The sequence below is a fragment of the Methylopila turkensis genome (assembly GCF_027922325.1).
Taxonomy (GTDB): domain Bacteria; phylum Pseudomonadota; class Alphaproteobacteria; order Rhizobiales; family Methylopilaceae; genus Methylopila; species Methylopila turkensis.
In genome coordinates this window covers 615,345-630,190 of the sequence record NZ_BSFL01000001.1, presented here as the reverse complement: position 1 = coordinate 630,190, position 14,846 = coordinate 615,345, and the positions used below count along the sequence as shown (strand labels likewise).

Sequence of the window (14,846 nt, the reverse complement as noted above, 5' to 3'; positions counted from 1 at the left end):
GGAAAGTTTGCGTCGCCCGCAGGCGAGGTCGTCAGGCCCGCCTTCGCGGGCATCCACGACTTGGATCGTGGGGCTTCACGCACAAGGACGTCGTGGATACCCGCCTTCGGCGGGCATGACGCTAGGCCGCGCGGCGCCGAGGCGATTTCCGAACAAGATCGGCGGCCGCCCGCGCCGCGCCGCGACGTTCCGCTTGTGTTCCGGTAACCTTCTCCCGCTACATCGGAAGCATGAGCCTGTCCGCGATTCGCATCCTCGGCGTCGATCCGGGCCTCCGCCGCACCGGCTGGGGGATCATCGAGGCTGACGGCAGCCGGCTGTCCTTCGTGGCGTCCGGCGTCATCGTCCCGGACGACGCGCTCAGCCTCGCGGAGCGGCTCGCGGCGATCCACGCCGGCCTGTGCGCGGTGCTCGCGGGGCATGCGCCGCATGAGGCGGCGGTCGAGGAAACCTTCGTCAACAACAACCCGTCCGCCACGCTGAAGCTCGGCCAGGCTCGGGGCGTGGCGATGCTCGTGCCGGCGCTCGCGGGGCTTACGGTTGCGGAGTACGCGCCGAACCTCGTGAAGAAGACGGTGGTCGGCGCCGGCCACGCGGAGAAGCGCCAGATCCAGGCCATGATCGGCGTGCTGCTGCCGAAGGCGACGTTCAAGAGCGCCGACGCCGCCGACGCGCTCGCGGTCGCGATCTGCCACGCCCAGCATCGCGGGGCGCGCGCCCGCATCGCCGCCGCGACGAGGATGACCGCATGATCGGCAAGCTGACGGGCAAGGTGGATTCGGTCGGGACCGACTGGGCGATCATCGACGTCGGCGGCGTCGGCTATGTCGTGCATTGCTCCGCCCGCACGCTCGGGCGGCTGCCCAAGGCCGGCGAGATCGCCCGGCTGTCGATCGAGACCCATGTGCGGGAGGATCGCATCCAGCTCTTCGGCTTCATGGCCGACCTGGAGCGGGAGTGGTTCCGGCTGTTGAACACCGTGCAGGGGGTCGGAACCAAGGTCGCGCTCGGCGTGCTGTCTGTGCTCGACGCGCCGGAGCTCGCGACCGCGATCGCGTTGCAGGACAAGGCGGCGATCGCCCGCGCGCCGGGCGTCGGCCCGAAGGTCGCGGCGCGCATCGCGGCCGAGCTCAAGGACCGCGCGCCGCTGTTCGCCGACGTCGACCCCAATCTCGGGCGGCTGGCGGCGGGCGATGGCGGGGACGCGAAGCGCGGTCCGCAGCCGGCGCGGGACGCGGTCTCGGCGCTGGTCAATCTCGGCTACGCCGCGCCGCAGGCGAGCGCCGCGGTCGCCGCCGCCATGCAGTCCGCGGGCGAAGGCGCCACCACCGAGCAGTTGATCCGGGCGGGCCTCAGGCAGCTCGCGGGCTGACGCCGGCGAGTCGGCGGCGGAGGCGCGCGAAGACCGCGAGCGCCCGGCTGACCGGCCGCAGGGCGGCGGCGCCGCGGGCGATCGCGTCGCGCGCGAGATCGTCGATGTCGGCGAGGTCGCGCGCGCTGGCGCGCTTCGGGTCGAACACGTTGCGCCGCCGGTCGATCGCGGCGACGCGTTCGCTCCAGGGGCGGCCCCAGACGGCGAGCGCGAAACGGTCGTTCTCCTCGGCGTAGCGCGCGGAAAGCTGGGCCGCGAGCGCGGGCGTCGGTCCGAAGAACGCAGCCTCGTTCCAGCCGCGTTCGGCGAGGGCGGCTTCGAACGCCATGGAGTAGCCCATCAGCGCCTTCGGATCGAAGCCGCGGTCGTTCAGCCGCCGGCGGATCGTGAGCGCCGCCTCGATCGCCTTCGGCCCCGGCGAGGCGTTGCGGTAGGGCCGGTCGTCGAACCCGCGCGCGTCGACGTCGCCGCGGCCGACGGTTTCAAGAAAATCCTCGACGAGCCGCCCCTTCACCGCCTCGAAGCTCTTCAGCGTCAGGTCGACGTCGTCGGCCTCGATCATGTGGCGGAACACGCGCCAGGGCGAGAAGTTCGGGTTCTGCTCAGGCGAGGCCGAGGCGATCCAGCGGTTGAAGGAGCGCGTCAGCCGCAGGCGCTTGGCGTGCTGGGTGTAGGTGGCGTTGATGCGGTCGGGCGTGTCGCGAACGTAGCCGATGATGTGCAGGCGGACGCCGCGGCGCGCGAAGAAGGCGCGCGCGAAGGCGAAGCGCTCGGCCTTGGCGAAATCGGTGCTGAGCGATTCGCGAGTGATCAGCAGGTCGCCGTCCGCCGCCGCAAGATGCCGTCCGAGCCAGCGCCACGAACTCGTGACGGGGGCGGCGGGGTCCTGCTCCAGCGGCAGATGGCGGGCGAGCTGGCGGCCCGTCATCGCGACGGTGCGCGGCGGGAAGGTCGGCAGCCCGAGCCCGCGCGCCTCGATGACCTCGCGCCGCTCCTGCAGGAAGCCCTGGATCGTCGTGGAGCCGGTCTTCGGCGTGCCGACATGGAGATGGCAGATGCGCAAGCCGTCCTCCCCCGCGCGGAGCCGCCGCGTGGGCAGGCGGTTTCGCGGACCGGGCCGATGCCGTATCACGAAAGCGACTGTTTCGCACCGATCGGCCGCATGACCTCGCAAAGCCCCGTCCGCGACGCCCATCTTCGCGACGACGACGCCCTCGACGCGTCGATCCGTCCGCAGACGCTCGCCGACTTCACCGGCCAGCGGCAGGCCCGCGAGAACCTGTCGGTGTTCATCCAGGCCGCCAAGGCGCGCGGCGAGGCGCTGGACCACGTGCTGTTCGCAGGGCCCCCCGGCCTCGGCAAGACCACGCTCGCGCAGATCGTGGCGCGCGAGCTCGGCGTCGGCTTCCGCGCCACCTCCGGCCCGGTGATCGCCAAGGCCGGCGACCTCGCGGCGCTGCTGACCAATCTCGAAGAACGCGACGTGCTGTTCATCGACGAGATCCACCGGCTCAATCCGGCGGTGGAGGAGATCCTCTACCCCGCGATGGAGGATTTTCAGCTCGACCTGATCATCGGCGAGGGGCCGGCGGCGCGCTCGGTGCGCATCGACCTGTCGAAGTTCACGCTGGTCGGCGCGACCACCCGCGCGGGCCTGCTGACCACCCCCCTGCGCGACCGGTTCGGCATACCGCTGCGGCTCAACTTCTACGAGATCGACGAGCTGGAGCTGATCGTGCGGCGCGGCGCGCGGGTGCTCGGCGTCGCCATGAGCCCGGAGGGCGCGCGCGAGATCGCGCGGCGCTCGCGCGGCACGCCCCGCATCGCCGGCCGCCTGCTCCGGCGGGTGCGCGACTTCGCCTCCGTGTCCGGCGAGGCGACAGTGTCGCGCGAGAGCGCCGACCGCGCGCTCCGCTTGCTCGACGTCGACGATCTCGGGCTCGACGCCATGGACCGCCGCTACCTCTCCACGATCGCGACCAACTACGGCGGCGGCCCGGTCGGCGTGGAGACGATCGCCGCGGCGCTGTCGGAGCCGCGCGACGCGGTCGAGGAGATCATCGAGCCGTATCTCATCCAGCAAGGCTTCATACAGCGGACGCCGCGGGGCCGCATGCTGACCGCGAACGCGTTCCGGCATCTCGGGCTCGCCGCGCCGGCCGCGCCCGCCCAGGCGCCGCTGTTCGATCTCGACGAGGAGCGATGACGGCAAATCTCGAAGACGGCGTCGGAGGTCGCCTCGACGGCGTGCGCCACGTGCTCACGCTGCGCATCTATTACGAGGACACCGACTTCTCGGGCGCCGTCTACCACGCCAACTACCTGCGCTACATGGAGCGCGGCCGCACCGAGATCCTGCGTGCGATCGGCTTCGACCACCGCGTGCTGTGGGAGACGGAGCGCGAGGGCTTCGTCGTGCGCCGCATGACGGTCGATTACCTCAGACCTGCGCGCATGGACGACGTCGTCGCCGTCACCACCTGGGTGCACGAGGTCAAGCAGGCGTCGCTGACGCTCGGCCAGTCGGTCACGCGCGACGGCGAGACGCTGGTGACCGGCCTCGCCGTCTGCGCCTATGTCCGCGACGGTCGCCCGGTGCGGATGCCGCTCGCGATGCGCGAGCAGATGGCGCGCACGGAGTAGCGTCAGCCCTTGCGGGCGCGCGACAGCATGTTGCGGAAGCCGCGCGACTTCGGGTCCAGCACGGCCATGAAGATGGTCGAGTTGCAGAGGTTGCGACGCCGTACGATCGCGATCACCACGCCCCAGACGCCGCCCTGGCCCATCACCGGCCCGCCGCTGTCGCCGCGGCACACCGCGCCGCCGGAGACCCCGAACGCGACCGCCGTCGGCCCGTCGGTGACGACCTCGGCGGAGACGTTGGCGAGGCGGAGCTCGCCGCTCGAGCCCTCGTCCGACGGATCGCTGAGCCCGGCGCCGGCCAGCACCGAGCGGGTCTTCGCGGCCTTCAGCGGCTGCGCCGCGATCCGGATCGGCCGGCGGTCGCGCGGCGCGGGCCGGGCGAGCTTCAGGATCGCGAGGTCGGCGCCCAGCAGTTCGGGACGCGGGTTGTCGGCGTCGCCGCGGCCCTGGAAGTCGGGGTGCATCGCGCCCGCGGCGACCTGCACCATCGGTCCCGGTCGCCCGTCGCCCTCGAAGAACTGCGCCACCACCACGCTCGGGCCGCCGAGGTCGGCGAGGCAATGGCCCGCCGTCAGCACGAGATTGCGCTCGATCAGCACGCCGGTGCAGTTGCCGACCTGCGCCCGCGAGCGGCCCATGGGCGTGAGGCTGGTGATGAACACCGTCGCCCGCGTCAGCCGGTCGCCCGCGGGGGCGGGGGAGCCGCCGGACAGCGCCAGAGCCGGCTGCGGCGCGAGGACGGCGGCGCCCGCAGCGGCGAGAACGCAAAACACGAAAAGGCGCATGCAGGAGATCCGGTCGGGCGCCGGCGCGGCGCGGAAAGGGTCGGGTTTCAAGCCGCACCATGGCATGCGGAAGGTCAAACGTCCGTTCCAGTCGCCGTGATTTCGGCAGCCGGCAGGCAGATGTGTCCGTCGAGCGACAACCGGCTGACCGGACGCCTTTGGGTCTTGATCCTCGGCGTCGTCCTCCGGCTTGACCGGAGGACCCATCTCCGGCGCGGACGCGCCGTTTCAGGGATGGATGGTCCGGTCAAGCCGGACCATGACGAAGAAGCAGAGGGAAGGGCCGCTGATCTCAGTCGAGCGCGCGGCGCATGCGGCGGAAGCCGTCCGACGCGGGATCGACCGGCGCGATCGCGATCCGCCCGCCGCAGCCGCCGCGCGGGCGCAGGATGGCGGAGACCACGCCCCAGACCGCGCCGTCGCGGGCCGCGACCGCCCCGCCGCTGTCGCCGCCGCAGGCCGGGCGGTCGACGGACGCGAAGGCGACGCGGGCGCCGGAGCCGGTCGAGAACCGGACGGCGCTAGGACGGAAGCTCTTGAGCGCGCCGGAGCGCGCGCCGGCGTCGGGACCCGACCGGCCGACGCCCGTCATCGCGGACGTCGCCGCGGCGGCGGCCTCCACGTTCCCGCTCAAGGAGGCCGGCGTCGCGCCGGCCACGGGCCGCGCGAGCTTCAGAAGCGCGAGGTCGGCCGCGATCTCGCGCTGGCGCGTCTCCGGCTCGCCGGGACGCTCGCGCCAGCCGATCACATGGCCGGGATGGCGGGCGAACCGCAGCACGGGGAGGTGCGGCGGAACCGCGCGGCGGCCGTCATAGGCGAAGACGGCGACCTGCGCCGGCCCGGACGCCGCGTCGAGGCAATGGCCGGCGGTCAGCACCACGTCGGGCTCGATCAGCACGCCGGCGCAGTCCGAGATGCGGGCGCGGCCGTCGCCGACAGGCGTCACGGTCTGGACCGCGACGGTCGCGGCCTCCAGCCCCGCTGCGGCGAGGGGATCGCTGGCGAACAGGGCGAGGGCGGCGGCGAGGGCGAGGGCGCGCATGGCGTTCGTCTTATCCGGCGGCGGGCCGCGAAGCGAGCGGTCGGGCGGACCGCGGCGCGGGCGCCACAGCGGGAGCCGGTAACGTCGTCTTAACCTTGACGAGCCATTAACGAAGCGTGCGCCTTTGGGATCGGGTCGCAGTTTCAACACATTGACGCGCGACTAGCGCGGTCGTTCCGGTCCTGTTGGCGTCGAAGGCGCGCGGCGTGCGGGCGGCTTGAGGCCGCCGCGCGGCGGCGGCCGGAAGTCGCGGCGCGGCCGCGGAGCGTGGAGACGAACGGACGATGCCAACACCCGACATGTCCTTGCTGGGCCTGTTCCTGCAGGCGCACTTCGTCGTGAAGTTCGTCATGATCGGGCTGCTCGCCGCGTCTGTCTGGTGCTGGGCGATCGTCATCGACAAGCAACTCCTGTTCTCGCGCAACGGCCGCAACATGGACCGTTTCGAGAAGATCTTCTGGTCGGGTCAGAGCCTCGAGGAGCTGTATCGCTCGCTGTCGAACCGTCCGAACACCGGCATGGCGGCGCTGTTCGTGGCGGCGATGCGGGAATGGAAGCGCTCCTATGAGAGCGGCGGCCGGTCCGTCGCAGGCCTGCAGCAGCGCATCGACAAGGTGCTCGACGTGACGATCGCGCGGGAGACCGAGCGGCTTGAAGCGAAGCTTCTGGTGCTCGCGACCGTGGGCTCGGCCGGGCCGTTCATCGGCCTGTTCGGCACGGTCTGGGGCATCATGACCGCGTTCCAGTCGATCGCGGCGTCGAAGAACACCTCGCTCGCAGTGGTCGCGCCCGGCATCGCGGAGGCGCTGTTCGCCACCGCGATCGGCCTCGTCGCGGCCATCCCAGCGGTCATTTTCTACAACAAGTTCTCCAGTCAGGTGACGCGCCAGGCGAGCCGGATGGAGGGCTTCGCCGACGAGTTCTCCGCGATCCTGTCCCGCCAGATCGACGAGAGGGCCTGATCCGATGGGCATGGGCTCGGCGGGTGGAGGCGGATCGCGCGGCGGCGGGCGCCGCCGGCGTCGTACCGCCGTCATGTCCGAAATCAACATGACGCCGATGGTCGACGTCATGCTCGTGCTGCTGATCATCTTCATGGTGTCGGCGCCGCTGCTGACCGTCGGCGTGCCGATCGACCTGCCGCAGACCTCTGCGAACCCGCTGAACGAGGAGAAAGAGCCCCTCACCATCACGGTGAACACCAAGGGCGAAGTCTTTCTTCAGGAGACGCAGGTGCAGGTCGAAGAGATCGCGCCGCGCCTCATTGCCATCACGAATTCCGGCTACGACGAACGCATATACGTGCGGGGCGACAGGAACGTGGTCTACGGCCAGGTGATGAAAGTCATGGGCACGCTGTCCGCGGCGGGTTTCCGCCGGGTCGCGCTCGTGACGGAACTCGAGCAGGGGAGCTGAGCGGACGCCCATGCGCCCAGGCCTGGTCACCTCTGCGGCCGCTCACGTGCTGATCCTCGCCTGGGGCGTGGTCAATCTTGGCACGGCCAAGCCGTTCGAGGTGTCGCCGACGGAGTCGCTTCCGATCGAGATCCTGACGCCGCAGGAATTCGAGGCCATGACCAAGGGCTCGAAGACCTCGAAGACGGTCGACACCCCGAAGATCAAGGCCGACAAGGTCGCCGAGGCCGACCCCGAACCTGTCGACGACGCGCTGCCCGAGGCGAAGGAGGACGTCGCCGCGCCGCCTCCGCCGCCCGCGCCGAACCTCGCGAAGGCCGAGGCCGAGGCCAAGGCCGCCGCTGAAAAGGCCGAGAAGGCGGAAGCCGCCAAGGCGGCCAAGGTGGAAGCCGAGAAGGCCGAGAAGGCCGAGGCCGCGAAGGTGGCCAAGGCCGCGGCCGAGCAGAAGGCCGCCGCGGACAAGGCCGCGAAGGCGGAAGCCGCCAAGGCCGCCGCCGAGAAGGCCGAGAAGGTCGCTCAGGCGCAGGCCGCCGAGGCCGAGCTGCGCGCCAAGGCCGCGGCCGAGGAGAAGGCCGCGCAGGACAAGGCGGCCGCCGAAAAGGCCGCGGCGGACAAGGCGGAAGCCGAGAAGGCGGCGAAGCTCGCGGCGGAGAAGGCGGCGCAGGAGAAGGCGGAGAAGCTCGCCAAGGCCGAAGCCGACAAAGCCGCCAAGCTCGCGGCCGAAAAGGCCGCCAAGGAGAAGGCCGAGAAACTGGCCAAGGCCGAGGCGGAAAAGGCCGCCAAGGCGGAGGCCGAGAGGAAAGCGGCCGAGGCCAAGGCCGAGGAGCGCAAGTTCGATCCCAACAAGATCGCCTCGCTGCTGAAGAATTCGCAGTCGACCTCGAACGCGCCGAGCAAGTCCGCGCTCGAGGACAAGCGCGCGCCCGGCCGCACCCAGACGGCGGCGCGCGAGACCGCGCCGGAGACGACCGCCGGCACCAGCCGCGGCACGGCGACGAAGCTGTCGCTCTCCCAGCGCAACGGCATCGACAACGCCGTGCGCGAGCAGGTGATGCAGTGCTGGAACCCGCCTTTCGGGGCCGCGAACGGCGACAGCCTGGCCGTGCGCGTGACCTTTACGTTGAACGCCGACGGCACGCTCAGCGACGGGCCGACGGTGGTCAACAACTCGTCCAACCCGGCCTTCCGCGCCGCGGCGGGCGCCGCGACGCGCGCGGTCCAGCGCTGCGCGCCGCTGAAGCTGCCGGCCGACGCCTACGACTACTGGCGCCAGGTGACGATCAACTTCGATCCCAAGGAGATGATGGGCGGATGACCCGCGTCTCCGCCACGGCCTCGCCGCGCTCGCGCGGCATGCCGCCCCTCACGGTTCCGCTCCGCCGGACCGCCCGCCCGCTCTGACGCGTTCCGCGCCGCCGGCTCGCCCGCCGGCCTCAAACGGATAGCCACGAATGTCGCTCTCGCCTGCTCAACTGCTCCGCGCCGCGGCCCTGATCGTCGCGCTCTTCGGCCTCGCCGCGCTGGCTCCGGCCGCGCGCGCGCAGGTCAACATCGACATCAACCAGGGCAACGTGCAGCCGCTGCCGATCGCGATCCCGGCCTTCCTCGGCCAGGGCGCGGACGCCGAGCTCGCGCGCAACATCGCGAGCGTCGTCGAGGCGGACCTGAAGCGCTCCGGCCTGTTCGCGCCGATCGACCACAAGGCCTTCATCGAGAAGATCACCAACACCGACGCCGCCCCGCGCTTCGGCGACTGGCGCATCATCAACGCGCAGGCGCTGGTCACGGGCCGGGTCGTCCGCCAGGGCGACGGGCGGCTCAGGACCGAATTCCGGCTGTGGGACGTGTTCGCGGGCAACCAGCTCGACGGCCAGCAGTTCTTCACCGACAAGAACTGGCGCCGGGTCGCGCATCTGATCGCCGACATGATCTACGAGCGCCTGACCGGCGAGAAGGGCTACTTCGACACCCGCGTCGTCTATGTCGACGAAAGCGGCCCGAAGGACAAGCGCGTCAAGCGCCTCGCCATCATGGACCAGGACGGCTTCAACGTCCGCTACATCACCGGCGGCGAAGAGCTGGTGCTGACCCCGCGCTTCAGCCCGACGAGCCAGGAGATCACCTACATGTCGTTCGGGCGCGCCGAGCCGCGCGTCTACCTGCTCAACATCGAGACCGGCCAGCGCGAGGTCGTCGGCAACTTCCCCGGCATGACCTTCTCGCCGCGGTTCTCGCCGGACGGGCAGAAGGTGATCATGAGCCTGCAGCAGGGCGGCGACTCGAACCTCTACGCCATGGACCTGCGCTCGCGCACCACCACGCGGCTGACGGATTCCGGCGCGATCGACACCTCGCCGTCCTATTCGCCGGACGGCAGCCAGATCGTGTTCGAGAGCGACCGCGGCGGCAACCAGCAGATCTACGTCATGTCGGCCGGCGGCGGCGGCGCGCAGCGCATCTCCTTCGGGCAGGGCCGCTATTCCACGCCGGTGTGGTCGCCGCGCGGCGACCTGATCGCCTTCACCAAGCAGTCCGGCGGCAAGTTCGCGATCGGCGTGATGAAGCCGGACGGCTCGGGCGAGCGCATCCTCACCGAGGGCTTCCACAACGAGGGCCCGACCTGGGCGCCCAACGGCCGCGTGCTGATGTTCTTCCGCGACCAGGGCGGCGGCCCGCGCATCTATTCCGTCGACGTCACCGGCCGCAACGAGCAGCGCATCCCGACGCCGGGATTCGCCTCCGATCCGGCCTGGTCGCCGCCGCTGAACTGAGCGGCGCGATGGGGGTGACCGTCTACGGCATCAAGAACTGCGACACGATGAAGAAGGCGCGCGCCTGGCTGGACGCGCGCGGCGTCCCTTACGCGTTCCATGACTACAAGGCCGCCGGAATCCAGCCGGAGACGCTCGCGGACTGGGCGCGGCAGGTCGGCTGGGAGACCCTGCTGAACCGGGCCGGCACGACCTTCCGCAAGCTTCCCGACGCCGATCGCGAAGGCCTCGACGAAGCGAGGGCGCTCCGGCTGATGGCGGCGCATCCGAGCCTGATCAAGCGGCCCGTGCTGACCGGCAAGGGCGAGCCCGTGGTGGGCTTCAAACCCGAGCGCTACGCCGAGCTGTTCGCCGGCTAATCGTCCGCGCTTATTCCGCCGCGATCGCCGCGCTCTCGTAGGACGCCGACAGGTTGTCGAGGCTCGCCACGATGTGGTCGGCGAGCGCCTGCGCGGTCTCCGTCAGCGAGCCGGCGTTCTTCAGCAGCGCGATCTTGCAGGTCGGCAGCGGCGGGAAGCCGTCGGCCTGGTTCAGGATGCGCATGCCCGGCCGCAGCGCGGACTCCGGCAGCACGGAGACCGCGAGGCCCGCCAGCACGGCGGAGCCGACGGCCGTGAAGTTGCAGCTCGAATAGAGCACCCGGCTCGCGCGGCCGACCGCCTCGAGCTGCGCCATCGCGGTCTCCCGCCACTCGCAAGCGGCGGTGCCGAGCGCGAGCGGGATCACCGCCTCCTCGTGGACCATGGCGCGCTGGGAGGTCACCCACAGCAGCGGCTCCTGCCGGATGATCTCGCCGACCGGCTTGCGCGACGCGTGGGTGATGATGGCGAGGTCGAGGTCGTCGCGCTCGATGAAGCCGACGAGATGGCTCGTCGGCTCGCACACCACCGACACCTCCACCCTCGGGTTGGAGCGGGAGAAGCGCGCCAGGATCTCGGGCAGGTAGCGCTCGGCGTAGTCGTCCGGCACGCCGAGCCGCACCCGCCCGGTCAGGGCGTCGTCGGCGAAGGCCGACACCGCCTCGCGCGAGATGTGGACGATGCGCCGGGCGTAGTCGAGCAGGCGCTCGCCGTCCTCGGTCAGCCTGGCGCCGCGGCCGTCGCGCGCGAAGATCGGCCGGCCGACCCGCTCCTCCAGCCGCTTCATCTGCATCGACACCGCCGACTGGGTCTTGTGCACCACGTCAGCAGCGCGGGTGAACGAGCCGGTGTCCACGATCGCGACGAAGGTCTTCAGTTGGTCGACATCCAGCAGGGCAGTCATCGGCGCCTCTGAGCATCACGGGATATGATGACCCATATTAGAAACATTCGTTTCACTGATCAATCGGCCTCGGGCATGGTCGCGTCGTTCCCGGGAGGCTGCGGCGGTTTCGGGTGGTGCGGATGAGCCGGACCACGAATCGTCGCGACGGATGGATCACGCCGCCCGGACGATGAGGAGGTCGCAATGTCGCTGATGTCGCTCGAGAGCCTGAAGACCGCCCGGATCACTCCGGCCAAGGTCGCCATCTTCGTGGCCCGCGACGTCATGCGCCGCGCCGCCGCCGTCGCCGTGGCCTGGCGCCGTCGCAACGACCTGCGCGAGCTCGCGCGTTTCGACGATCGCATGCTGGCGGATCTCGGCCTGTCGCGCGGCGACGTCGCCTCGGCCGCCTCCGAGCCGATGTGGCGGGACCCCACGCTCCGGCTGTCGGCGCTCGCGATCGAGCGCCGGGCGGCCGAACGCGATCACGTGCGGTGGCGGCGCGGCCGGATCGCGGCGGCGCGCGAAACCCGCGTCGAAGGCGCCCGGTCGCGGGAAGCCTGCGCCGACTGACGCCCCGCCCATATGACCCGCCGCGGGGCGGCCGGGACCTCGCCCGATGGCGATGTCCCGGCCGTCCTACGGTCGTTTGAGAGGCCGCCGCCGATCGTCGCAGCGTCCAAAACAGAGCCATAAACACCGCGGGAAAAGTTTGTCGGATGACAAACGGATCGCGCCCGAGGGCGTCCGCGGCGGTTCCGGCTCGAATCAGGCGTTGAGCGTCAGGCGATAGGCGTAGGCGTCGCCGCGGAACAGGCCTTCCACATACTCGATCATCCGGCCGCCGCCGTCATAGGAGCGGCGACGGATCAGCAGGCAGGGCAGGGGCTCCTCGAAGCCGAAGATCGCGCTCTCGCGCTCGTCCGGCGCCGCCGCCTCGATCGTCTGCTCGCAGCGCGTCAGGGTCAGCCCGTTCTCGGCCAGCCGCGCGTAGACCGAACCGCTGAGGTCGGCCTCGGCCAGCGCCGGCGCCGCGGAGACGTCGTACCACGCCTTCTCCACCGACAAGGGCATGCCGTCGCCAAGCCGCACGCGCACCAGCTTGAGCAGCGGGGCGGCCGAGGGCAAACCGAAGATCGAGGCGATCGAGCGGTCGGTGGCGACGTCCTGCTCCAGCACCTCGGACGACGGCGTGCGGCCGAGCTCGCGCATCTCCTCGGTGAAGCCCTTCAGCCGCTCCATGCCCGGCTTCAGCCGGCTTTCCACCGCCTCGACGCGGTAGCCGAGCCGGCCGTGCGCGCTCAGCATCCGGCGGCGGCGCAGCGCGTCGTAGCAGCGCTGCACGGTGGTGCGGCTGACGCCGAGGTCCTCGGCGAGCCGACGCTCGGCCGGCAGGGTGGCGCCCACCGCGACGACGCCCGCGCTGATCAGCGCCGCGAGCTGCTCCTCCAGCTGCTGATACATGGGCCGCGCGGTGTCGTCGCGCAGGCGGAGAAGGTTGAACAGGTTAGGGGCGTCGCTCAAAACGTAGGCGCTTCCGGACAGGCGAACATGGAAAAGGCCGGTCGCGCGCAAACGCGCGCCGTACCAATACGTCATTATACGGTGCACGAAAGATGGCGAAAGGCGAGCAGGAGCATGGGCGTCCACGCAATCGTGCAGTCCAGAAGAGCCCCAAAGGCGCGGCGGCGGCGCCGACGCCGTCGGTGACGCGACCCCCATGCGACGTTATAGAAGCGCGTGGTTCAGCTCCGCCGGAGTTCGATGTCGTCGCTACAGCCAGCAGAAACCTCCGGGCCGAGCCCGCTCGAACGCCTTGCGGCGGCTCTGGCGAGCCGTGATCTCCCGGCGCCGCTGAGCGTGGGGCCGATGTCCGGGGAGTGGGCGCCCCTGGCGCGGCTCTGGGGCCCGGACCGGTCCGCCATGGAGCGGCTGCTCGCCCATCAGCGGTCCTACGCCGCCGATCTCGACGAGAAAGGCCAATCCGCCTACCTCATCGGCGGACACGCCTATGCGCTGGCGGTTCCGCTCGCCCTGGGCGTGGTGGCGCACGGCGTCGCCTTCGACCTGTCGGCCGACCGCATCGGCTTCCGGCTCGAGCGCTACGTCATGGCGTATGGCGGCCGCGACGCGCCCGGCGAGCGCATGCATCTGCGGCTGTCATCGCCGAGCTTCGCGACCGTCGATCCGGCCCATGCCGGCGTCGCGGGCGCCGTGCTCCTGCCGGACCGCGCCGCGCTCGCCGGGCATGTCGGTATCGCGCTCGAAGCGCATCTCGCGCCGCTGGTCGAATGGCTGCACGGCTATGGCGGGCTGTCCCGCGGCGCGCTATGGCGGCTCGTGGGCGACGCCGTCGCGATGGCCTTCCTCGGCGTGGGCGAGGCGCTCGGCCGGGTGGAGGACGCTAAGCGCGACGCGCTTGGCGTCCTGAAGCGTCCGGGCTCGCCGCTGAACAACCCGCAGATGCGTTTCGCCCGCTTCGACCTGGTTCATTCGTCCGCGCCTGACCGGCCGATCGCCAGCGAGAACGTCTGCGTCCGCGGCGGGTGCTGCCGCTACTACACCGTCGAGGGCGGGAGCTATTGCGGAAGCTGCGTGATGCTCGATGCGCGGGAGCGCGAAGCGCGCATGCTGGCGGCGTTCCGGCTTCGGCTCGGCGAGGCCGCTTGCGCCGGCGCCGCGGCGCGCGAGGCGCGCTGAAGCGCAAGGGCCAAAAACGCCTTGAATAGACTCAAGTTCTGTTCTCACGCGGTCTTGATGGCGCCACGATCCGCCAATGTCCTTCTAGGACTACGCGGGGAGCCGCCCCGCGACGACGCCGCCAGAGACGGCGAGACAGGAGCGCGCGATGCTGGGCCAGCGCTATCCGACGATCCTCGAGATCGAGGGCGTCCTGGGCGACGTGCCCCATGACGGATACCTGCCGGACCTGACGACGGTGTTCGCCGACCCCGCCGTGATGACGACGCTCGGCGGCGTCCGCTCCAGCGACGCCGCGTCGAGCTTCATCGCGCGGGCCAGGGCGCACTGGCGGGACGCCGGCTTCGGGCTCTGGTTCCTGCGCGACATGCGCGACGGCTCCTTCTCCGGCTGGGCCGGCATCCGCCGCTGCGAGGTCGCGGGCGAGCGCACGGTCGAGCTCGCCTACGCGCTGACGCCGCGCATGCGCTGCCGCGGCCACGCCACGCGCATCGGCGCGGCCGCGCTGCAGCTCGGCTTCGAGAACCTGGGCCTGCCGGAGATCGTCGCCTTCACCACCGTCGCCAACACGCACTCGCTCGCGGTGATCGATCGGCTCGCCTTCGCCTATGACAAGCCGTTCGAGCACGCCGGCCTGCCGCACGCGCTCTACCGTCGGACCGCGGCGATGCACGCGGGGGCGTGAAGCGCCGCGGCGTCATCCCGGACGGCCGAAGGTGGATCCGGGACCGTTTTTAGAATGAAGCTCGTCATGGTCCGGCTCGACCGCACCATCCACGTCCGGCGTGGCGCTCGACGTCGGCGATGGGTCCTCCGGTCAAGCCGGAGGACGACGGCGGAGTGCGGCCCGGGCCGCGAGCGCGCCCCTGCGG

The 14,846-nt window shown here is 71.1% G+C and carries 17 protein-coding genes; 12 read left to right on the top strand and 5 right to left on the bottom strand.

What is annotated here, in order from left to right:
* The first annotated feature begins 230 nt into the window (after positions 1 to 230).
* Positions 231 to 752 (top strand): crossover junction endodeoxyribonuclease RuvC, encoded by a 522-nt coding sequence (gene ruvC / locus PKE78_RS02940; RefSeq protein WP_428981218.1) that lies wholly within the window; start codon positions 231 to 233, stop codon positions 750 to 752.
* Positions 749 to 1,372, top strand: coding sequence for a Holliday junction branch migration protein RuvA (gene ruvA / locus PKE78_RS02935; RefSeq protein ID WP_271199347.1), 624 nt, complete (start codon positions 749 to 751; stop codon positions 1,370 to 1,372). Before ruvC ends, ruvA begins: the two co-directional genes overlap by 4 nt.
* Here the strand turns inward: ruvA and PKE78_RS02930 are convergent.
* Entirely contained in the window at positions 1,353 to 2,435 is a 1,083-nt protein-coding gene (locus PKE78_RS02930; protein WP_271199346.1) for a hypothetical protein, read from the bottom strand. The genes ruvA and PKE78_RS02930 overlap by 20 nt on opposite strands.
* A 99-nt stretch (positions 2,436 to 2,534) precedes the next feature.
* Between PKE78_RS02930 and ruvB the strand changes: the two genes are divergently transcribed.
* Both ruvB and ybgC read left to right on the top strand, forming a co-directional pair.
* Positions 2,535 to 3,578: a Holliday junction branch migration DNA helicase RuvB gene (gene ruvB, locus PKE78_RS02925; RefSeq protein WP_271199345.1), complete on the top strand. Its 1,044-nt coding sequence runs from the start codon at positions 2,535 to 2,537 to the stop codon at positions 3,576 to 3,578.
* A complete protein-coding gene (gene ybgC / locus PKE78_RS02920; RefSeq protein ID WP_271199344.1) occupies positions 3,575 to 4,015 on the top strand; it encodes a tol-pal system-associated acyl-CoA thioesterase in 441 nt (146 codons plus the stop codon). Before ruvB ends, ybgC begins: the two co-directional genes overlap by 4 nt.
* Before the next feature lie 2 nt (positions 4,016 to 4,017).
* Here the strand turns inward: ybgC and PKE78_RS02915 are convergent, their stop codons facing one another.
* On the bottom strand, positions 4,018 to 4,800 hold the full coding sequence (locus PKE78_RS02915) for a S1 family peptidase (RefSeq protein ID WP_271199343.1): 783 nt from the start codon (positions 4,798 to 4,800) through the stop codon (positions 4,018 to 4,020).
* A gap of 292 nt (positions 4,801 to 5,092) precedes the next feature.
* Positions 5,093 to 5,842: a trypsin-like serine protease gene (locus tag PKE78_RS02910; RefSeq protein ID WP_271199342.1), complete on the bottom strand. Its 750-nt coding sequence runs from the start codon at positions 5,840 to 5,842 to the stop codon at positions 5,093 to 5,095.
* A gap of 284 nt (positions 5,843 to 6,126) precedes the next feature.
* On the opposite strand from PKE78_RS02910, the gene tolQ reads away from it, so the two are divergent.
* The 5 genes from tolQ to PKE78_RS02885 all read left to right on the top strand — a co-directional run bounded on the left by tolQ (position 6,127) and on the right by PKE78_RS02885 (position 10,388).
* Positions 6,127 to 6,804, top strand: coding sequence for a protein TolQ (gene tolQ, locus PKE78_RS02905; RefSeq protein WP_271199341.1), 678 nt, complete (start codon positions 6,127 to 6,129; stop codon positions 6,802 to 6,804).
* A 10-nt stretch (positions 6,805 to 6,814) separates the two neighbouring features.
* Complete coding sequence (gene tolR, locus PKE78_RS02900; RefSeq protein WP_271200054.1) at positions 6,815 to 7,258, top strand: protein TolR; 444 nt, start codon at positions 6,815 to 6,817, stop codon at positions 7,256 to 7,258.
* Positions 7,259 to 7,268: 10 nt separating this feature from the next.
* Positions 7,269 to 8,573 (top strand): cell envelope integrity protein TolA, encoded by a 1,305-nt coding sequence (tolA, locus tag PKE78_RS02895; RefSeq protein ID WP_271199340.1) that lies wholly within the window; start codon positions 7,269 to 7,271, stop codon positions 8,571 to 8,573.
* Positions 8,574 to 8,709: 136 nt separating this feature from the next.
* Positions 8,710 to 10,029 (top strand): Tol-Pal system beta propeller repeat protein TolB, encoded by a 1,320-nt coding sequence (tolB, locus tag PKE78_RS02890; RefSeq protein WP_271199339.1) that lies wholly within the window; start codon positions 8,710 to 8,712, stop codon positions 10,027 to 10,029.
* An 8-nt stretch (positions 10,030 to 10,037) separates the two neighbouring features.
* Positions 10,038 to 10,388 carry an ArsC family reductase gene (locus tag PKE78_RS02885; RefSeq protein WP_271199338.1) on the top strand — a complete coding sequence of 117 codons (351 nt, stop codon included), beginning with the start codon at positions 10,038 to 10,040 and terminating at the stop codon, positions 10,386 to 10,388.
* Between the two features lie 10 nt (positions 10,389 to 10,398).
* On the opposite strand, the gene PKE78_RS02880 is transcribed toward PKE78_RS02885, so the two are convergent.
* Positions 10,399 to 11,292: a LysR family transcriptional regulator gene (locus tag PKE78_RS02880; protein ID WP_271199337.1), complete on the bottom strand. Its 894-nt coding sequence runs from the start codon at positions 11,290 to 11,292 to the stop codon at positions 10,399 to 10,401.
* A gap of 186 nt (positions 11,293 to 11,478) precedes the next feature.
* Between PKE78_RS02880 and PKE78_RS02875 the strand changes: the two genes are divergently transcribed.
* Positions 11,479 to 11,847, top strand: a complete 369-nt coding sequence (locus PKE78_RS02875) for a DUF1127 domain-containing protein (protein WP_271199336.1) — start codon at positions 11,479 to 11,481, stop codon at positions 11,845 to 11,847.
* 195 nt (positions 11,848 to 12,042) lie between these two features.
* Here PKE78_RS02875 and PKE78_RS02870 read toward each other — a convergent pair whose 3' ends face one another.
* Positions 12,043 to 12,738 (bottom strand): GntR family transcriptional regulator, encoded by a 696-nt coding sequence (locus tag PKE78_RS02870; protein ID WP_271200053.1) that lies wholly within the window; start codon positions 12,736 to 12,738, stop codon positions 12,043 to 12,045.
* Between the two features lie 300 nt (positions 12,739 to 13,038).
* Here PKE78_RS02870 and PKE78_RS02865 point away from each other — a divergent pair, with 300 nt between their 5' ends.
* Complete coding sequence (locus PKE78_RS02865; RefSeq protein WP_271199335.1) at positions 13,039 to 13,974, top strand: ferric iron reductase; 936 nt, start codon at positions 13,039 to 13,041, stop codon at positions 13,972 to 13,974.
* Between the two features lie 148 nt (positions 13,975 to 14,122).
* A complete protein-coding gene (locus PKE78_RS02860) occupies positions 14,123 to 14,659 on the top strand; it encodes a GNAT family N-acetyltransferase (RefSeq protein ID WP_271199334.1) in 537 nt (178 codons plus the stop codon).
* The last annotated feature ends 187 nt before the right edge of the window (positions 14,660 to 14,846 follow it).